Annotated in this window: 14 protein-coding genes; 9 read left to right on the plus strand and 5 right to left on the minus strand. The window is 64.8% G+C overall.

The genetic code is table 11. The features are described from left to right. Positions 1–27: 27 nt before the first annotated feature. Entirely contained in the window at positions 28–2124 is a 2097-nt protein-coding gene (locus tag ACDC66_RS00055; RefSeq protein WP_376694629.1) for an alpha/beta hydrolase, read from the plus strand. Between the two features lie 33 nt (positions 2125–2157). Here the strand turns inward: ACDC66_RS00055 and ACDC66_RS00060 are convergent, their stop codons facing one another. Continuing rightward, positions 2158–3399 (minus strand): GspE/PulE/PilB domain-containing protein, encoded by a 1242-nt coding sequence (locus tag ACDC66_RS00060; protein WP_376694630.1) that lies wholly within the window; start codon positions 3397–3399, stop codon positions 2158–2160. 108 nt (positions 3400–3507) lie between these two features. Further along, positions 3508–4506, minus strand: a complete 999-nt coding sequence (locus ACDC66_RS00065) for a hypothetical protein (RefSeq protein ID WP_376694631.1) — start codon at positions 4504–4506, stop codon at positions 3508–3510. 168 nt (positions 4507–4674) lie between these two features. Between ACDC66_RS00065 and ACDC66_RS00070 the strand changes: the two genes are divergently transcribed. After that, entirely contained in the window at positions 4675–5820 is a 1146-nt protein-coding gene (locus tag ACDC66_RS00070; RefSeq protein WP_376694632.1) for a threonine synthase, read from the plus strand. A 6-nt stretch (positions 5821–5826) separates the two neighbouring features. On the opposite strand, the gene ACDC66_RS00075 is transcribed toward ACDC66_RS00070, so the two are convergent. Together ACDC66_RS00075 and cspE are read right to left on the minus strand one after the other, a co-directional pair. Continuing rightward, entirely contained in the window at positions 5827–6915 is a 1089-nt protein-coding gene (locus ACDC66_RS00075) for a DUF2891 domain-containing protein (protein ID WP_376694633.1), read from the minus strand. Between the two features lie 923 nt (positions 6916–7838). Next, entirely contained in the window at positions 7839–8048 is a 210-nt protein-coding gene (cspE, locus tag ACDC66_RS00080; protein WP_376694634.1) for a transcription antiterminator/RNA stability regulator CspE, read from the minus strand. A gap of 372 nt (positions 8049–8420) precedes the next feature. Here cspE and ACDC66_RS00085 point away from each other — a divergent pair, with 372 nt between their 5' ends. The 7 genes from ACDC66_RS00085 (at position 8421) to ACDC66_RS00115 (ending at position 15419) form a co-directional block, all read left to right on the plus strand. Next, positions 8421–8684: an RNA recognition motif domain-containing protein gene (locus tag ACDC66_RS00085; protein ID WP_376694635.1), complete on the plus strand. Its 264-nt coding sequence runs from the start codon at positions 8421–8423 to the stop codon at positions 8682–8684. 72 nt (positions 8685–8756) lie between these two features. Further along, on the plus strand, positions 8757–9302 hold the full coding sequence (locus ACDC66_RS00090) for an ECF-type sigma factor (protein WP_376694636.1): 546 nt from the start codon (positions 8757–8759) through the stop codon (positions 9300–9302). Further along, complete coding sequence (locus tag ACDC66_RS00095) at positions 9299–11752, plus strand: protein kinase domain-containing protein (RefSeq protein ID WP_376694637.1); 2454 nt, start codon at positions 9299–9301, stop codon at positions 11750–11752. Before ACDC66_RS00090 ends, ACDC66_RS00095 begins: the two co-directional genes overlap by 4 nt. 100 nt (positions 11753–11852) lie before the next feature. Further along, positions 11853–12314, plus strand: coding sequence for a cupin domain-containing protein (locus ACDC66_RS00100; RefSeq protein WP_376694638.1), 462 nt, complete (start codon positions 11853–11855; stop codon positions 12312–12314). Continuing rightward, a complete protein-coding gene (locus ACDC66_RS00105) occupies positions 12311–12745 on the plus strand; it encodes a GFA family protein (RefSeq protein WP_376694639.1) in 435 nt (144 codons plus the stop codon). Before ACDC66_RS00100 ends, ACDC66_RS00105 begins: the two co-directional genes overlap by 4 nt. A 74-nt stretch (positions 12746–12819) precedes the next feature. Continuing rightward, complete coding sequence (mddA, locus tag ACDC66_RS00110; RefSeq protein ID WP_376694640.1) at positions 12820–13638, plus strand: methanethiol S-methyltransferase; 819 nt, start codon at positions 12820–12822, stop codon at positions 13636–13638. 122 nt (positions 13639–13760) lie between these two features. Then, a complete protein-coding gene (locus ACDC66_RS00115; protein WP_376694641.1) occupies positions 13761–15419 on the plus strand; it encodes a hypothetical protein in 1659 nt (552 codons plus the stop codon). 10 nt (positions 15420–15429) lie between these two features. Here the strand turns inward: ACDC66_RS00115 and cysK are convergent, their stop codons facing one another. Continuing rightward, positions 15430–16392, minus strand: a complete 963-nt coding sequence (gene cysK, locus ACDC66_RS00120) for a cysteine synthase A (protein WP_376694642.1) — start codon at positions 16390–16392, stop codon at positions 15430–15432. Between the last annotated feature and the right edge of the window lie 83 nt (positions 16393–16475).

Below are 16475 nucleotides of genomic sequence, written 5' to 3' on the forward strand. Positions count from 1 at the left end.
CTTCGTGATTTCCGGGGGAGATGCCTCATGCGCCACCTGCTGTTTCTGCTTGCCTGCTTCTTCGTTCTACCTGCTTTCGCCTTACAGGACGACCCGCCGCCCTCCGAACCCGATGAAGCCGTCGCCACGGAACCGGATTCGACGACCGTTACTGAAGGCAGCAGCGAAATCCTGGACTTCGAGTGGCTGCGCGAGACGGGCCACGACACCGTGGTCTGCCCGTTTCGCACCCGTATCGACTACGAGCCCGGCGAGGTCGAATGTGGCCTGATCCAGGTACCGGAGAACCGCGAGATTGCCGGCAGTCGGACGATCGAGTTGCACTTCGTGCGCATTGCCGCGCGCGGCGAGGATGACGAGGGCAACGAGGTCGAGATCCGCGACGACCCGGTGATCTATCTCACCGGCGGCCCCGGTGTGACGGTCGAAACTTACGTCGAGCGTCTCAAGGATCACAGCGTGATCAACGGCCGTGACCTCTACATTCTCGAGCAGCGCGGCATTGGCTACTCGGGCGATTTCTGCCCGTTCTTCGCCGATCGCAATCGCGCTGATTTCCAGGCCGACAATTTCGTCGACAGCCAGCGCGCCATGTTCGAGCAGGCCCGTGCCTGCATCGAAGGCGCCAAAGCGCGCGGCGTCGACGTCACCGGCTATCACACCTTCGAAAACGCCCGTGACATCAAGGCGCTGCGAATGGCCTTGGGCCTGGAAGACTGGAATGTCTGGGGCATCTCCTACGGCTCGGTGCTCGGGCAGGCCTACATGAAGGTCGATCCCGAGGGCATCCGCGCGGCGGTGATCGATGCCATCGTGCCGCTCGACCTGCGTGAGCTGATGCGGATACCGCACTGGCACGAACAAAACCTCGAGCGCCTGTTTGCCGCCTGCAACGAGCAGCCCGACTGCGCGGACAGCTACGGCGGCCTCGAACGTCGCTATCGGGCCGCCATCGCCAACATGACCGAGGACCCGGTTCGGGTCGAGGTGCCCGAGGGTGAGCGTTACCCCGACGGCGAGACCTGGTTCTTCGCCGATGTCATCGCCGGCCTGCCTTTCAGCCTGCTCTATGAACAATCCAACCATCCCGCCATTCCGGCGATCATCGAAGGGCTCACCCGTGTGGTCGAGGAAGAGGATGAAACCTTCTTTCGCGCGCTGGCCTTGTCCGAGCAAACGGGCGGGCCGGGAATCAGCATGGGCATGTCCGTGGCCGTTCGCTGCCTTGACGGCTACGTCGACCGCTGGGCTGAATCGGCACCCGACGACTTCCGCGACTACCCGACACTGGCCCGTGCTTTCGGCGCCCTGGAGGTGATCGAGGATGCCCCCGGGATGTGCCGGGACATCGGTCTGGCCCCTCGCGACCCGGAGCAGTTCGAGCCGGTCCAGAGCGATCTGCCGGTGGTCGTGGCCAACGGCGCCTGGGATCCCATCACGCCGGTCCCCCTGGCCGAAGCAATCATGCCCGGTTTCAGCAACGGCCAGCTGGTGGTGTTTCCTCATGCCGGTCACGGGCCGACCCGCTCGCTCGACTGCGCCGGCGACTTTCTCAACGGTTTCTACGACGACCCCTCGGCCGGTCTCGACATGGCGTGCGTGGAAGAAGGCGAAGAAGCGGCCGAGTTCATTGCGCCCCATTTCGCCACCCGGGCAGCAGTCGAGGGCATGGTTCTCCACGAAGATCATGAAAAGCGGTTCAACGCGCACCTGGCCTGGGGGGGTGTCTCCGCGCTGCTGAGCCTGTTCGGCCTGTTGGTGATCCTGGTGGCCTGGCTGGCGCGCCGGGTCAATGGCCAACGCCTGGAGGCGGCAGGAAGCGCGCGCCTGGTGGTGTTCCTGGCCACCGTGTCGGCAGTCGTTTATGCCGGTGGCCTGGGCGCGGCGGTAAAGGCTTCGGTTGACGTTACCGAAGCGATGATGCTTTTCGGCCTGGTTTCCTGGGCGAGCTGGATGGCCTGGTTCGGGCCGCTGGCGTTATTGCTCGGACTGGCTGGACTGGTGCAAATCTGGCGCTACCGCGGCAATATCGCGCCTGCCAGCCGGGCGGGCCTGCTGCTCGTCGCGTTTGCGACCGTCAGCCTTGCGGTCTTCGGCCTGGCCTGGGATCTCTGGCCGCTGTAATCGGGAAATGCCGGCCCGCGCGTCGGGTCGGCGTCAATCCGCCACGAGCTGCCAGCGCGGTTGAGCGTCGCTGGTGGTCGTCAGCAGTTGGTCGATGCCCGGCGGCGCCGCTTCCTCGGGTGCTCCGGTAAGCACCAGCAGGATGACCGGCGCAAGCGACAGCGCCCGCTCCCACATCTCGCGGCTGCTGGGGCTGAGTTCCAGGCCCAGGGCGTCGAGGCCGAGCTGCTCGAGCAGGTCGAACATCGGTTCGTCCACGGCGTCTTCGGAGAAGTTGAGAACCAGCAGGTCACCGCTGATGGCGTGCGCGCCTTCCCGGAACAGGCAGACTGAATGATGGTCGGCATCGAGCAGCAGCCTGGGCAGTCGCGTCACGAGATCGCGAGCAGCCCCGCCACGCGGGCTTCGCACACCGATGACCGTACGCCCTTTGCCAACCGAGTCCCTGAGCGCGGCCAGGTCGGAGGCGGCGGGTAACTCCACCAGGCTCTCGGATTCGTCGCGCGCCGACTCGAACAGCAGTTCGTGACCGCCCGGCCCCGACAGGCTGGTCACCTTCACGGCGGCCGGCGACTGGTCGGGTCGAACGCTGGCCCGCCACTGCCGCCGGCCATGCGGCGGCAGGATCTGCGATGGCGGCGGCGAGAGCAGCCGGTCGAGAAAACCCAGCCAGTTGTGGACCAGATGGTGGCGCTCGACGTGCCCGGCACGCTCGATCCAGCCAATGACGCGATTGTGCCGGACCATCAGGCCCCAGCGCGGCGCGCTCGGAGACGTGGCCAGAATCCAGAAGGCCTCCAGTGAAAGGATGCGCTTGGCCTCCTTGCGGACCGGTTCGAGCTTGTAGACCGCGCGGATGGCACTGCGCACCAGGCGGGCCGAGCAAAGCGCGAGCTTGACCGACAGGCCGGTACGACGCGCCAGGTCATCGGCCAGCCCGGCCTTCAGGGGCGAGTCGACCACCAGGGTGAGCCAGCCGTCCTCGAGCAGCACCGGAATGGCATTGTGGCGCTCCGCCCAGGTCGCCGGAACGCGCGCCGCCACGGCCGGATCGATATCTTCGGCCTTGGGCGTCAGATAGGGCAGATTGGCCTGTGCCGCCAGGCTGAAATCCAGTTCTTCCTGCTCGACGATGCCCAGGTCGACCAGGGCCTGCCCGAAAAAGCCGCCCTGAAGCCGCTGGTGTTCGAGCGCGCGCTCGATATCGGCGTCGTTGATGCGGCCGAGTTCGAGCAGTACGGCGCCGATATTGCGGTTTTCCGGGGCTTCGGGCATGGGCGTGACCTCGCGAAGTCAGGCTTCCAACATAGCAGGATCGAGCTGCCGCTGACTACTTTCTACCCGGCACTGTCTGCCACGCCGCTTCGAGGGATGCCCGGGCTCTCAGGCGCCGGACGGGTCGGCCACCGGCTCCGGGTCCTCGGCTTCCATGCGGAGGTAGCTGTCGAGTTCGTCTCGCACTTCCGGAATGATGTCTTCCACGTGGGTGATACGCATGTAGAAGATCGAGAAGTAGATGACCTTGACCGTGGTCGTCACTCGTTCGAGCACGACCGAACCGAGCTTGCCCAGCCAGATGGCGATCAGCACGGGCAGCCACGAGAAATGCAGCTCGTCGGGCAGGAAACCGGCCTCGACGTTGTTGAACGTCTCGCGCAGGTCGCCGGCGTAGAAGGCCGGGAAGGCATCGCCGACCCAGATGCCGAGCAACACGGCGCCGACGAATAGCACGAAATACACCGGTGCCATGATCGTGCCGACGGCGCGCGCGGCGATGTCGATGCCGAAAACGCCGGCCAGGGTCTCGGGCACGTTGTCCTTGAGCGTTCCCATTCGGCCCACGCTGTCGCGAATGCCGTAGCCGTCGACCGCAGCCGAGGGCAGCAGGTAGTGGTTGAGCAGGTCCCAGACCTCCTCGAGGCCGCGCATGAACAGCCGCACAAGGGCACCTGCCTTGCCGCTGCTGCGTGCCATCGACATCATCCAGGCAACCAGCATGTCGAGCAGCGCGATCTTGCGCGCATTCCAGGCCAGTTCCCTGACGCGGGATTTCGCTTCGTCGGCCGATCTTCTCTCGCCCTTGAGCGCTTCGGTGACTAACCAGCTCTGCCGAAGCTCCTGGCGGGTGTAGTAGAAGAACTTGTAGACGAACATCGCGATCGAGACGAAAAGCAGCAGCAGCCCCGTTCCGTTGGCATCGACGATGAAAGCCGTGATGGCGGAAAAGAACAGGCAGACCATCACCACGCCGTAAATGGCCATGCGCACCCAGGGGCGCAGAATGCCCGGGTCGCGTCCGACGATGGTGAAGGTGTGCTTGAGCAAGTAGCCGAGCTGTTTCAGCCGTTCGCCGAAACCCGGCTTGCGCAAAGTCTGTTGCATGGGGAAAAGGGCTGGTAGAAGTCTGACCCATCCTACGCGATCGGGCCGCGGATTCTGCCACGACATTTCCGTTCGATTGTCTTGAACCGCGCAAGGCCCCTTCCTTCTCGCGCGCGGCTCGTCGGCTCCGTTAGACTGATCAATCACAACCCGCCTGGAATACCTCGCATGGACCACCACGTCACCGGCTTGCGCTGCAGTCTCGAAGGCACTTCATACAAGGCCGGAGAGCTCCATCGCTTGTCCAGGGCCGGCCGGCCGCTGCTGGTCGAGTACGATCTCGATGCCATCGGCAAGGAGGTCGATCGGGACGCAGTGGCCGTGCGGGGCGGCGGTTTCTGGAAATGGCGGGAACTGTTGCCGGTGACCGATTTCGATCGTGTGCCGCGGCTGGGTGAGATCGACACCCCGCTGATCGAAATCGACGGAGCGCCGGGCCTGGTGGTCAAGGACGAAGGCCGGTTGCCCACGGGGTCATTCAAGGCCCGCGGGTTGGCCCTGGCGGTGGCCATGGCCCGCGAACTCGGCCTGGAGAAACTGGCCATGCCTTCGAACGGCAACGCCGGGGCGGCCCTGGCCGCCTATGCCACACGCGCCGGTCTCGATTCACTGGTCTATTGCCCGGCTGATACGCCGCGGATCAACATCGAGGAAACCCGCTTCGCCGGGGCCGAGGTGGTCGAGGTCGACGGCTACATTGACGACTGCGGCAAGCTGCTGGCTGAACGCAGCGAACGGGAAGGCTGGTTCGACGTGTCGACCCTCAAGGAGCCCTATCGTCTGGAGGGCAAGAAGACCATGGGACTGGAGCTCGCCGCCCAGATGGACTGGCGCCTTCCCGACGCGATCTTCTATCCCACCGGCGGTGGCACCGGCCTGATCGGAATGTGGAAGGCTTTTGCCGAAATGAAGTCGCTGGGCTGGATCGAGGGACCCCTGCCGAGGATGTACGCGGTGCAGGCCGAGGGCTGTGCACCCATCGTGCGTGCCTTCGACGCCGGCGAACGGTTCGCGCAGCGGTGGGAATATGCCCACACGATCGCCGCCGGCATTCGGGTGCCGAAGGCGGTGGGCGACTTCCTGATACTCGATGCGGTCCGCGAGTCCGGCGGTTCGGCGATTGCGGTTGCCGAAGACGAGATCGTGGAATCCTGGCGCGAGCTATGCCGCAGCGAGGGCGTTCTTGTGTGTCCCGAGGGCGCGGCCACGCATGCCGCCTGGCGCCGGGCAGTGGCCGGCGGAGACTTGCCCGCCGACGCCCGCGTGGTCTTGTTCAACTGCGCGACCGGTTTGAAGTATCCACTTCCGAACTGAGCCGCTTCAAAGACCGCGATCGGTTTCCAGGTAGACGGCGAAGCTGGCCAGCCAGTGCCCGCCAGCGTAATGTTCGTCGCTGACGCCTGACAGGCCGGCTTCGGCATGCTCGCGCGCCGATGCTTCGAGTGCCCCGCGTCGGTCATCGCCCTCCGGCAGGCCGGCGGCAATCCCCTCGAGCATCCAGGCGCGGGACAGGTTGAGCCCGTCGATATGCGAAAGCTTGCCGTCGGCGCGATCGGTGACGACCGCCACCGGCAGCCAGTCGTCCTTGCCGATTTCGGGCAGGAATGTTTCCAGCCAGGCGGCGAATGCTTCCGCATCCATCACGCGCCGCATCAGGTCGGCTTCGGCCAGGCAAGGAGAGAGGAAATCGTGGCCGGAGGGTTCGTAGTGCAGCGGGCAGTCGCGATCGCCGGCGTAGAACTGTTCGGTGGCCTTCTCCACGACTGAGGCCAGTCGATCGTTACCGACCTGCCGCGCATAGTCGAGGGCGAGGCTGAAGGCGAATGCCGTCTGATCGTGCTCACCGATGCGAATCGGATAGTGCAGCTTCGGAATCCAGTCCACCAGCCGCCGGACCGCGATCTCCTCGACCGGGCGCAGCCATTCCCGCCAGTCATCGGCCTGTTCGTCATCCCACTGGTCAAGCTCGGTGATCAGCTGCAACAGCCAGGCGAGCCCATAGGGCCGCTCGAAGCCGGTCCGGTCCGGATGGGCCATGTAGGCGGCTTCAGCCAGAAGCTTGTTCTCGGTGAGATTGGCGGCCAGTTTGCCGCGCGCCTCGTCGGCGAAGCCGGCATCCGGGAACAGTCGCGTCAGGCGAACCAGCAGCCAGTGTCCGTGCACCGAGGAGTGCCAGTCGAAGCAGCCGTAGAACGCGGGCGTGAGTTCACGGGGCGGACCGACATCGTCGTCGCCGGCCATCACGTGGTGAATCAGGTTGGGATATTCCTGGTCGACGCAATCGAGCGCGAGCGCCGCAAAGCGGCCGGCGGTTTCGGCATCCAGGGACTTTTCCGGCGTACTCGCGTTGGCCGCTGCCATCATCACGGTAGCGAGAAACAGCGTCGGCAGGCAGGAAAGGATTCGCATCTTGACTCCAGGGGGTCGCACATGGGGTCAGCTTAACCCAACCACTCTGGGGCTTTGGGTGGGTTGGTGTCACCGCCCGCGGTGCGGGTCTCGACACTTCAAAAGCTGTTTCGCCCGGCGCTTCGCGCGCTCTTGCGGTGGCTCTTTCAGTGCCTCATCGGCAAACAGCTTGTCGCCCCCGGCCGCCGTGCGGGCTTCGACACTTCAAAGGCGGTTCCGCCCGCCTGCTCCGCAGGCTGATGGCGGGTACCTTTTTTCATGCGCGAAAAAAGGCACGAAAAACGCGCTTAAAAGACAGACGGATTCGACTCAGCAGCCTTCCAGCGGAGTGGCTTCACAGGATTACGACTGGGGCTTCGCTCATGCCCGGCCGTATTCATTGAGGCTTCGATTCAATGCTTGGCGTGGCCCGACCGACTGCCACGACCTCGTTAAACACCAACAGCGGCGCCAAGGCGCCCACACTCGATGCTATGGCTCTTTAGCCTAATCCTGCCCACGCGGTGAAGGAAGTTGGCGTCCTTCGAAGTCGTACCGTTTCGGTGCGGGCTACGCCCGATTCCTGCCGAAGATGCCATTCAATTCGACCGAGCAGGAGCGAAGGCGGAAGCAAAATACTGAAGCCCGCACACCAGCTTGGTCCTGCGGCGCATCCGCAATCTTTTAAGCGCGCTTTTGGTTACTTTTTTCGCGCGAGAAAAAAGTGACTCGCCGAAAGTGCTTGCGAAGCAAGCCGGGCGAAACAGCTTTTGACTTGTCGAGGCTGACAGCCTTGGCGGTAGCAGCACACAACCTAGCAACAGGGAAGTTGATGATCCACCCGCTATCAGCCTGCGGAGCAGGCGGGCGAAAACGATAACCCCTTAAACGAAAAAACCCCGCCATTGGCGGGGCTTTTCGGCAAAACTGCTTGTCGGAAACCCTTACAGGGTCTGGACGTTGGCAGCTTGCGGGCCCTTCGGGCCGTCGGTGACGTCAAAGCTGACCTTGGCGCCTTCGGCCAGGGACTTGAAGCCCGAGCCGTTCAGGGCGCTGAAGTGCACGAACACGTCGGCGCCGCCATCGTCCTGGGAGATGAAACCGAATCCCTTCGCGTCATTGAACCACTTCACTGTTCCGGTTGTGCTGGACATGATGTCTTTTACCTTTCTAAAAATATGATGTACAGGACTCGGCCACACGGCCAGTCCCGGTGATGCTGTAGAGTTCAGATGGTGGAAAATGAGGGGTAAACGGAAGGAATACTTTCAGATTCGACCACTGCTGTGTTCCGCAGCGCTTTGCACTATACGCCCTCTCGGGGTAAATAGCTACAACTATTTCAAGAATTTCGCGCGGCCCTTGTATAAACGACCGTCGGCACCCACCATTGGAGATGCTGGACGGATGGACGTCCGCCTGCCCTCACCGACAGCACCGCTCCCTCCATCGATTCCGTACCGGTAACAGCCCGGCGTCGGGCGTGTGCTGCGTCAATCACTACCGGCCCGGAGGCCGCCCCCGACATGAAAACCCTCTTTATCCGCAACATTCATCCGGAAACGCGCGAAAAAGACCTGCGCGATCTATTCTCCAAGCACGGCACCGTTCGCGGCCTCAAACTGCCGATGGATATCTTCACCCGCCGCTGCAAGGGCATTGCCATGATCGACATGGAAGGCCATGAGGCGCGCGCCGCTCAGGCCGAGCTGGACGGCTCGATGTTCAATGGCCAGCCCCTGCAGGTACGTGAAGAGCGCCCACGCGGCAAGCGCGGCGGCCGCCGCTAGCCGGCTCACTAGAGTTCCCGCAACCGGGGGTGGTAAGCTGATTTGTGGGTTCTTTGGCCCGCGGTAGCAACCATGCCCGGCGAACTGACGCAACTGCTCCACGCCGCCAGCGACGGTGACCAGCCGGCCCTCAACCGGCTGGTGGCCCTGCTTTACGTGGACCTCAAGCAGCTCGCCCACCGCTGTCGGCGGGGAAACGAAGCGCTCGACACGACCAGTCTCGTCCACGAGTGTTACCTGCGCTTTCTCAACAGCGGCGATCTCGCCGTCAACGACCGTGCCCATTTCTTCAATCTGTCCGCCCGTGTCATGCGGCAGTTGCTTTGCGACTACGCGCGCGAGCGCCTGGCCGACAAGCGTGGCGGTGGGGCGCAGCATTTCGAGCTGCGCGAGGACGACGCCAGCGTGCGGGCCGAGGCGGAGCATTTCCTGGCCATCGACCAGGCACTCGAGCTACTGTCCGGGCATGATCCAGACCAGGCCCGGGTGGTGGAATGCCGTTTCTTCGCCGGCCTGACTGAGCAGGAAACCGCCGAAGCCACGGGCCGATCCCTGCGCTCGGTCCAGCGCGACTGGCAACAGGCCCGCGAGTGGCTCAGCCGCCGGCTGGCGTCATGAGCGACGATCCGCTCCAACCCGGCGGTGCCCTGGAGGGACGGCTTTTCGGTCGTTTTCTCCGCGACCTCAGTGAGATTCGCGAACCCCGGCCGGGCGAGCGCATCGGCGCCTGGCGCATCGAGCGCGAGATCGGTCGCGGTGGCAGCGGGGTCGTCTACCTGGCCGAGCGCGCCGATGGCGCTTATTCCCAACAAGTCGCCTTGAAGTGGTTGCGCGGCGACCGGCCGGTTCCCGGTGGTCGCGGCGTGCTGGCCCGGGAACGCGAATTGCTGGCCAGTCTCGACCATCCCAACATCGCGCGCCTGATCGACGGTGGGGAAACCGACGACGGAATGCTGTGGTTCGCCATGGACTTTGTCGACGGCACCACCGTCGATGGCGCTGTCGACTCGATGACGCTGAACGAACGCCTGGAACTCGTGCGGATACTGTGCCGGGCCGTGCACCACGCCCACCGCCGCGGCCTGATCCACGGCGACATCAAGCCGACCAATGTTCTGGTGGACGACCGTGGTCGTCCGCGACTGGTCGACTTCGGTATTTCCCGCATTCGGGGTACCGGCTTCGGCAGCAGCTACGGGCTTACGCCCGACTACGCCAGCCCGGAACAACGGCGCCGAGAAGCGCTCACCACCGCTTCGGATATCTGGCAGCTGGGACGACTGCTCGAAGACCTGGTCGGGAACGAGCCGGTTCCCGCCGACCTCCGTTCGGTCGTCGCCCGCGCGACGGCAGAATCCCCCGAAGACCGCTATGCCTCGGCCGAGGCCATGGGAACGGATATTGCCGACTGGCTCGCCCGCCGACCCGTGACTGCGTACGCAGGGGGCGCGCTCTATCGGCTGCAGCGGATGATCCAGCGCAATGTGCTGCTTTCGGCGGTATCCGCCGTGGCCGTGGCGATCATCGTCGGTGGTGGCGCGTGGATGACGTGGCAGCTGGCCGAAGAACGAGACCGCGCCCGGGCCCAGGCCGATCGCGCGGAAGCCGCCCTGTCTGAAACGGAAACCGCGCTGGCGCGTGCCGAGGCGCTCGGCGAGTTTCTGGGCGATCTGTTCCGGGCCACGCGCCCCGATCGCCCGCGCGAGGAGCTGCCCAGCACCGAGCAGATTCTCGAGCGCGGCGCCGAGCGGGCAATGGATCCCGGCGCCGCCCCGCCGGGCGAGCGTTTCGACATGCTCTCGACCATCGGTCAGGTTTACCGGGCCCGCGGCCGCTACGACGATGCCGCGCCGTTGCTGGAAACCGCGCTGGCGCTGGCCGACGCGGCCGGGTCCCTGTCGGCGCTGGACCGCGCCCGCGCCCGCGAGCGCCTGGCCCGGCTGATGATTGCAGCCGGCGACTCCCTAGACGATGCCGAAGCCTTGCTGATCGAAGCCGAAGGCCTGCTCGCCGGGAAAGCCGACACCTGGGACACGCTCGTGCGCGTGCGCATTACCCGAACCTGGGTCGAGCGCCATCGCGGTCGCCACGACCGGGCGCTCGCCCTGGTGAAGCCGCTGTGGTGGCAGATGCCGCCGCCCGGCGCGATGGATGCCTCGCTTCGGGCAAGCCTCCTCGACAGTCTGGCGGGCCTGCACCGTGCCACCGGGGATCTCGATCGCGCCGCTGCCTTCCGCGATTTGTCGCTGGCTGCCTTTCGCGACACCCAGGGTGAAGCGGGTCAGGGTTATGTGGTCAGCCTGGCCAACAGCGTTGGACTGGAATTCGCCCGCGGCCGCTTCGAAGAAGCCGAGCGGCGAGCGCGCCGGGCGCTGGAGCTCTATGACCGCATCTACGAGGGGCCGGTGGATTATCGCGCCTCGCTCCGGCGTACGCTCGCCCGCGTGCTGCTGGCGGCCGGGGAGATCGACGAAGCCTTCGAAGTCCTGCGAGATTCCGGCGAGGAATATGCGCAGTTCCGGGGCAACGACCCGGACCAATGGCCGCTCTACTACAGCGCGCGCGGGCATTTCCACGTGCGCCTCGGCAACCTCGACAAGGCGGTGGCCGACATGCAGCGCGCGCGCGAACTGATGGCCGAACAGGCCCGGGATTTCGACCGCCGGCTGGTGGTCAGCATCGACATGCTGCTGGCGTGGGCGCGATGCCGGCGCGGTGATGACGGCCAGGCTGTGCTCGATGCAATCGGCGAGGATGTCGAGCTGCTCAACTACCAGCGAGAACGGGCCCAGCTACGCGAAGCCCGGGCGGCCTGTCGCTGGCGCTCCGGCGATCCCGAGGCGGCGCTGGCCCAGCTCGAACCGCTGCTGGTCTCGCCGATTCCGCCCGGCCAACTGGTCGACGGGGCCGATCGCCGTATTCTCGCCGCCGATATCCTCGCCCGGCTCGATCGGGGGGATGAGGCCATCGCCCATCTCGACGAGACCCGGCAGGCCTTCGATGCGCACGGGCTTACCGATCACCCCGTGCTCGATCGTATCGAAAGCCGCGTCGCACGACTGCGGTAACTGGCGCGCGTACAAATCTCCTGGCGGGCCCGGCCGCCCCGATCCGCTCTTCCCCTGAAAGGCGCATAATCACAGGATCGTTTCTGAAAAGGAGACCGATATGCCACGTTATCTTGCTACCCCGCAACGCTTGACCCTACTCGCCGCCGGCCTGCTCGCGTTTCTGGCGTGGCCTGCTATGGCCGGTGACAACGCACTGGTCCGCACTGCGGATGACTCTGCCGTCGAGTGGGGGCCCTGCCCGGACTTCTTCCCGGAGTCTTGCCGGATCGGCGTATTGCACGGCGACCCGGCCGAACCCAACGCTGATATCTTCTTCAAACTGCCGCCCGACACGGCCGTGCCGGCGCATACCCACACCTCCGCCGAGCGCATGGTGCTGGTCTCGGGCCGGATGGAGGTCGACTACGAAGGCCAGGACCCGGTCGTTCTCGAGCCCGGCACGTATGCCTGGGGCCCGCCCGAGCATCCCCATTCGGCCAGGTGCCTCGACGCTGGAGACTGCGTGCTGTTCATCGCTTTCGTCGAGCCGATCGACGCCATGCCGGCTGGCGATCAATGAGCTCCCAGCCGGAGTACCGGGGCCGATGTTTTTGTGGCGCCGTCGAAGTGGTCGCTCGCGGCGAGCCGGCGGCCATGGGTTATTGTCACTGCGAATCCTGTCGGCACTGGTCGGCCGGGCCGGTCAATGCTTTCACCCTGTGGCCGCCCGAAGCGGTTGAAGTGGTGCGTGGCGAGGATCAACTGGCCGAGTACAGCAAGACGCCGGCCAGCGTTCGGCAGTGGTGCGGGCACTGCGGCGGTCATGTGCTCACCCGCCACCCGAAACTGGGCCTGATTGATATCTACGCCGCCCTGCTGCCGGAGCTGGGTTTCCAGCCGGGGGTGCATGTGCACTACCAGGAAGCGGTGCTGAGAATCCATGACGGCCTGCCCAAGCAGCGCGATGTGCCGTCGGAACTCGGCGGCTCGGGCGAGTTGGTGGCTGAATAGTCAATTTTCTGGCGGGCCGGGCAGAAAAGAGGCGTTTCCCTGGATGGATGCCTTGAACCAGGGAGTAACCGGTCATGCAAAGATTTCTGATTCTGCTGTTCGGGATAGCCGCCTATCTCGTTTTCCTGCCCACGTTCCTGTACTTGATCGCCTTTGTCGGCAATCTACAGACCACTGCGCTGGTCGAGACCATACCGGCCCTGACCTGGCTGGTGCCGCAGTCGGTCAGCTATGGCCGTGAAACCGGACCGGTTGGCCTGGCGGTCGTCATCAACCTGGCGCTGATCGCCCTGTTCGGCCTCCAGCACAGCGTGATGGCGCGCTCGGGCTTCAAGGACTGGCTCAAGAAGATGCTGCCGGCGTCGGCCGAGCGCAGCGTTTACGTCCTGATATCGAGCCTGCTGCTGATCCTGCTGTTCTGGCAATGGCGGCCGATGGGGCCGGTCATCTGGTCGGTGGAATCCGGAGCCGGTCAGGCCATGCTGTGGACGCTGTTCGCGGTGGGATTCGGCATTACTTTCATCTCGACGTACTTGATCGATCACTTCGACCTGTTCGGTCTCAAACAGATATGGAGCCAGTTCCGTGGCCGGAAAGCGCAGCCGCCGCGGTTCGTAACACCGCTTTTCTACCGGATCGTCCGCCACCCGCTGTATCTCGGGTTCCTGATCGCGTTCTGGACGGTACCGCATGTCACGCTGGGCCATGTGCTGTTTGCCGGCGGCATGACGGTCTATATTCTCATCGGCATCCAGCTCGAAGAGCGCGACCTGGTGCGCTACCTCGGCAAGGACTACCAGCGCTACCAGAAGCAGGTACCGCAACTCGTTCCCGTGCCTGGAAAGGCCTGGCGCGACGACGAGACCCTGGAAGGCGCCGGTGATCGTGCATAGCAGAGCGGCTGTGGCACGGAAATCGGGCGTAAACTGGCATCGTTCAGGATCGGTTCTGCGCAGGGCCGACTTCATGCCGGGCCCCGCGCAATTGCCACCCAGGTTGGAACGGAGGTGCCACCATGACTGATCTCAAAAGCCCACGCTTCGCGCGTCGAAGCATCCTGACGCTGCTAGGTTCCCTCGGCCTGGTGCTCGTTCTGATTGCGCCAGTTGCCGCCCAGCATGAAATGCACGATGAGGCCCCGGTGGGCGTCGAAGAATCGATCGGGACGGTTGATTTCCGGGCCGATTGCACCGATGAAGCCCGGGCGGCGTTCGACCGCGCCCTGGCGCTGATGCACCACATGATGTACGAACAGGCGCGCGGCGAGTTCGAAGCGATCGCAGACGCCCAACCGGATTGCGCCATGGCGCACTGGGGCATCGCCACCACACTGTTCCAGCCCTTGTGGGGCACCACGCCCTCGAGTGAAGCGATCGAGCGGGGGCGAAACGCGGTCGAGCGCGCCCACCAGGCGGTTGACAGTGAGCGCGAGCAGCGCTTGATCGAGGCCACCGCCGCGTTCTTCGAACCCGAAACCGATAAGCTCCGGGACCGGCTCCCGGGCTGGATCGAGGCCATCGCCGAAGCCTTCCGCGCCCATCCCGACGATCTCGACATCGCGGCGCTGTACGGGCTGTCACTGTTGACCGAGGCGCAACGGGCCGACAATGCCGCCGCGCTGCACGACGAGGCGGAATCGGTACTGGCCGAAGTCTGGCGGCAGGAGCCGACGCACCCCGGCGCGGTTCACTACACCATCCACGCCACCGATGCCGACGGCCGGGCGGAAAATGCCCTGGACATCGTCGCCTCCTATGGCGAGATCGCACCCAATGTGCCGCATGCCCTGCACATGCCGTCGCACATCTACGTCCGGCTCGGCGACTGGCCGGCAGTGGTCGATTGGAACGAGCGCTCGGCCGAGGCCGCGCTTGAACATCAGGCTGATGGCGCGCTGTCCTTTCACTATATTCACGCCATCGACTACCTGGTCTACGGTCATTTGCAGCGTGGCGAGGATTCACGGGCGAAGTCGATCCGCGATGCGGCATGGGAGAAACATCCACACCAGGGCAACTTTCCCGGCGCCTTTCACCTCGCGGCCGTTCCGGCGCGACTGGCCGTGGAGCGGCGCGACTGGCAAACCGCGGCCGCCATCGAGCCGCGAGTGCCCGACTATATCGCCTGGGATGACTTTTACTGGCCGGAGGGCATGAGTTGGTTCGCCCGAGGGCTGGGTGCGGTTCATGTTGGCGACCTGGAGGCGGCCCGGGAGGCCCGGCGCCGGCTTGCCAGACTGGCCGAAGAGGCTGAATCGGCCGCCGATGCGCGATTTTCGGTCTACATCGAGGTCGACCGCCGCATTCTGGATGGATTCATCGCGCATGCCGAGGGCGATGCCGAGCGCGCGCTTGAACTGATGCGATCGGCCGGCGAACTGGAGTCGTCGGTCGAGAAACATCCGGTGACGCCGGGGGCGCTCTACCCGCCCTACGAGGCACTGGGTGAACTGTTACTGGCCCTGGACCGGCCCGATGAAGCCCTGGCTGAATTCGAGCGCTCCGACAAGGATTGGCCGGGGCGCTACAACACCCTGATCGGGGCGGTCCGTGCTGCCAGAGCCGGTGATGATCGGGATGCAGCTCAGCGCTGGGCCGAAAGGCTGCTCGAAGTGGCACCGGCGGCTGAACGCAGGAGCATTCACCCGGTGCGGAAACTGGCCGGCGGAGACTAAGCCGGGTACTTCAGTTCCCGGTATATTCGGCCAGCCAGTCGTCGTCGGAGCCTTCGTTGATGTCCTCGAACATGAAGGTCGACAGGTAACGCTCGCCGGTATCCGGCAGCATGGCCAGGATGCTTTCGCCCTCCTCGGCCTTCTCCGCGACTTTCAGCGCGGCGGCCACGGTGCCGCCGCCGGAGATGCCGGTGAAGATGCCTTCATTGCTGGCCAGGGCCAGTGCGGTGTCGCGCGCTTCCTCGTCGGTGACCGGCACGATCTCGTCGGCGACTTCGAGCTTCAACACCTTGGGCAGGAAGTCCGGGGTCCAGCCCTGGATCTTGTGTGCCTGCCATTCCTTGCCGGCCATCAGCTGCGCCTGGTCCGGTTCGGTGGCGATGATCCGGATATCGGGCCGCGCCAGCTTGAGCATCTCACCCGTTCCGGTCATGGTGCCGCCGGTGCCCCAGCCGGTTACGAAATAATCCAGGCGTCGTCCGGCGAAATCGCGCAGGATTTCCGGCCCCGTGGTGTTGCGGTGATAGGCGGGGTTGGCTTCGTTCTCGAACTGTCGCGCCAGGAACCAGCCGTGCTTGTCGGCCAGCTCTTTGGCCTTGCGGACCATGCCGGTGCCCTTCTCTTCCTTGGGGGTGAGGATGAGTTTCGCACCGAGCGCGCGCATCAACTTGCGCCGCTCGATCGAAAAGGTCTCGACCATCACGGCGACGAAGGGATAGCCCTTGGCCGCGCATACCATGGCCAGGGCGATACCGGTATTGCCCGAGGTCGCCTCGACCACGGTCTGGCCGGGTTTGAGGTCCCCGCGCTGCTCGGCGTCCTCGATGATGCCGATGGCCAAACGGTCCTTGACCGAGGAGAGCGGGTTGAAGAACTCGGCCTTGACGTAGAAATCGACATGCTTCGGGGCAAGTCGATTGATGCGCACCACCGGTGTTCGGCCGATGGTCTGGAGAATGTTGTCGTGGATCATGTTCGGGCCTCCCGCTTTCGGGTGTAGACGCTTTGACAGCGAACGTCGGAAGTCATTGTCCAAATGTTTTAACCTTAGCTTAC

This window comes from Wenzhouxiangella psychrophila (assembly GCF_042310375.1).
Classification (GTDB): domain Bacteria; phylum Pseudomonadota; class Gammaproteobacteria; order Xanthomonadales; family Wenzhouxiangellaceae; genus Wenzhouxiangella.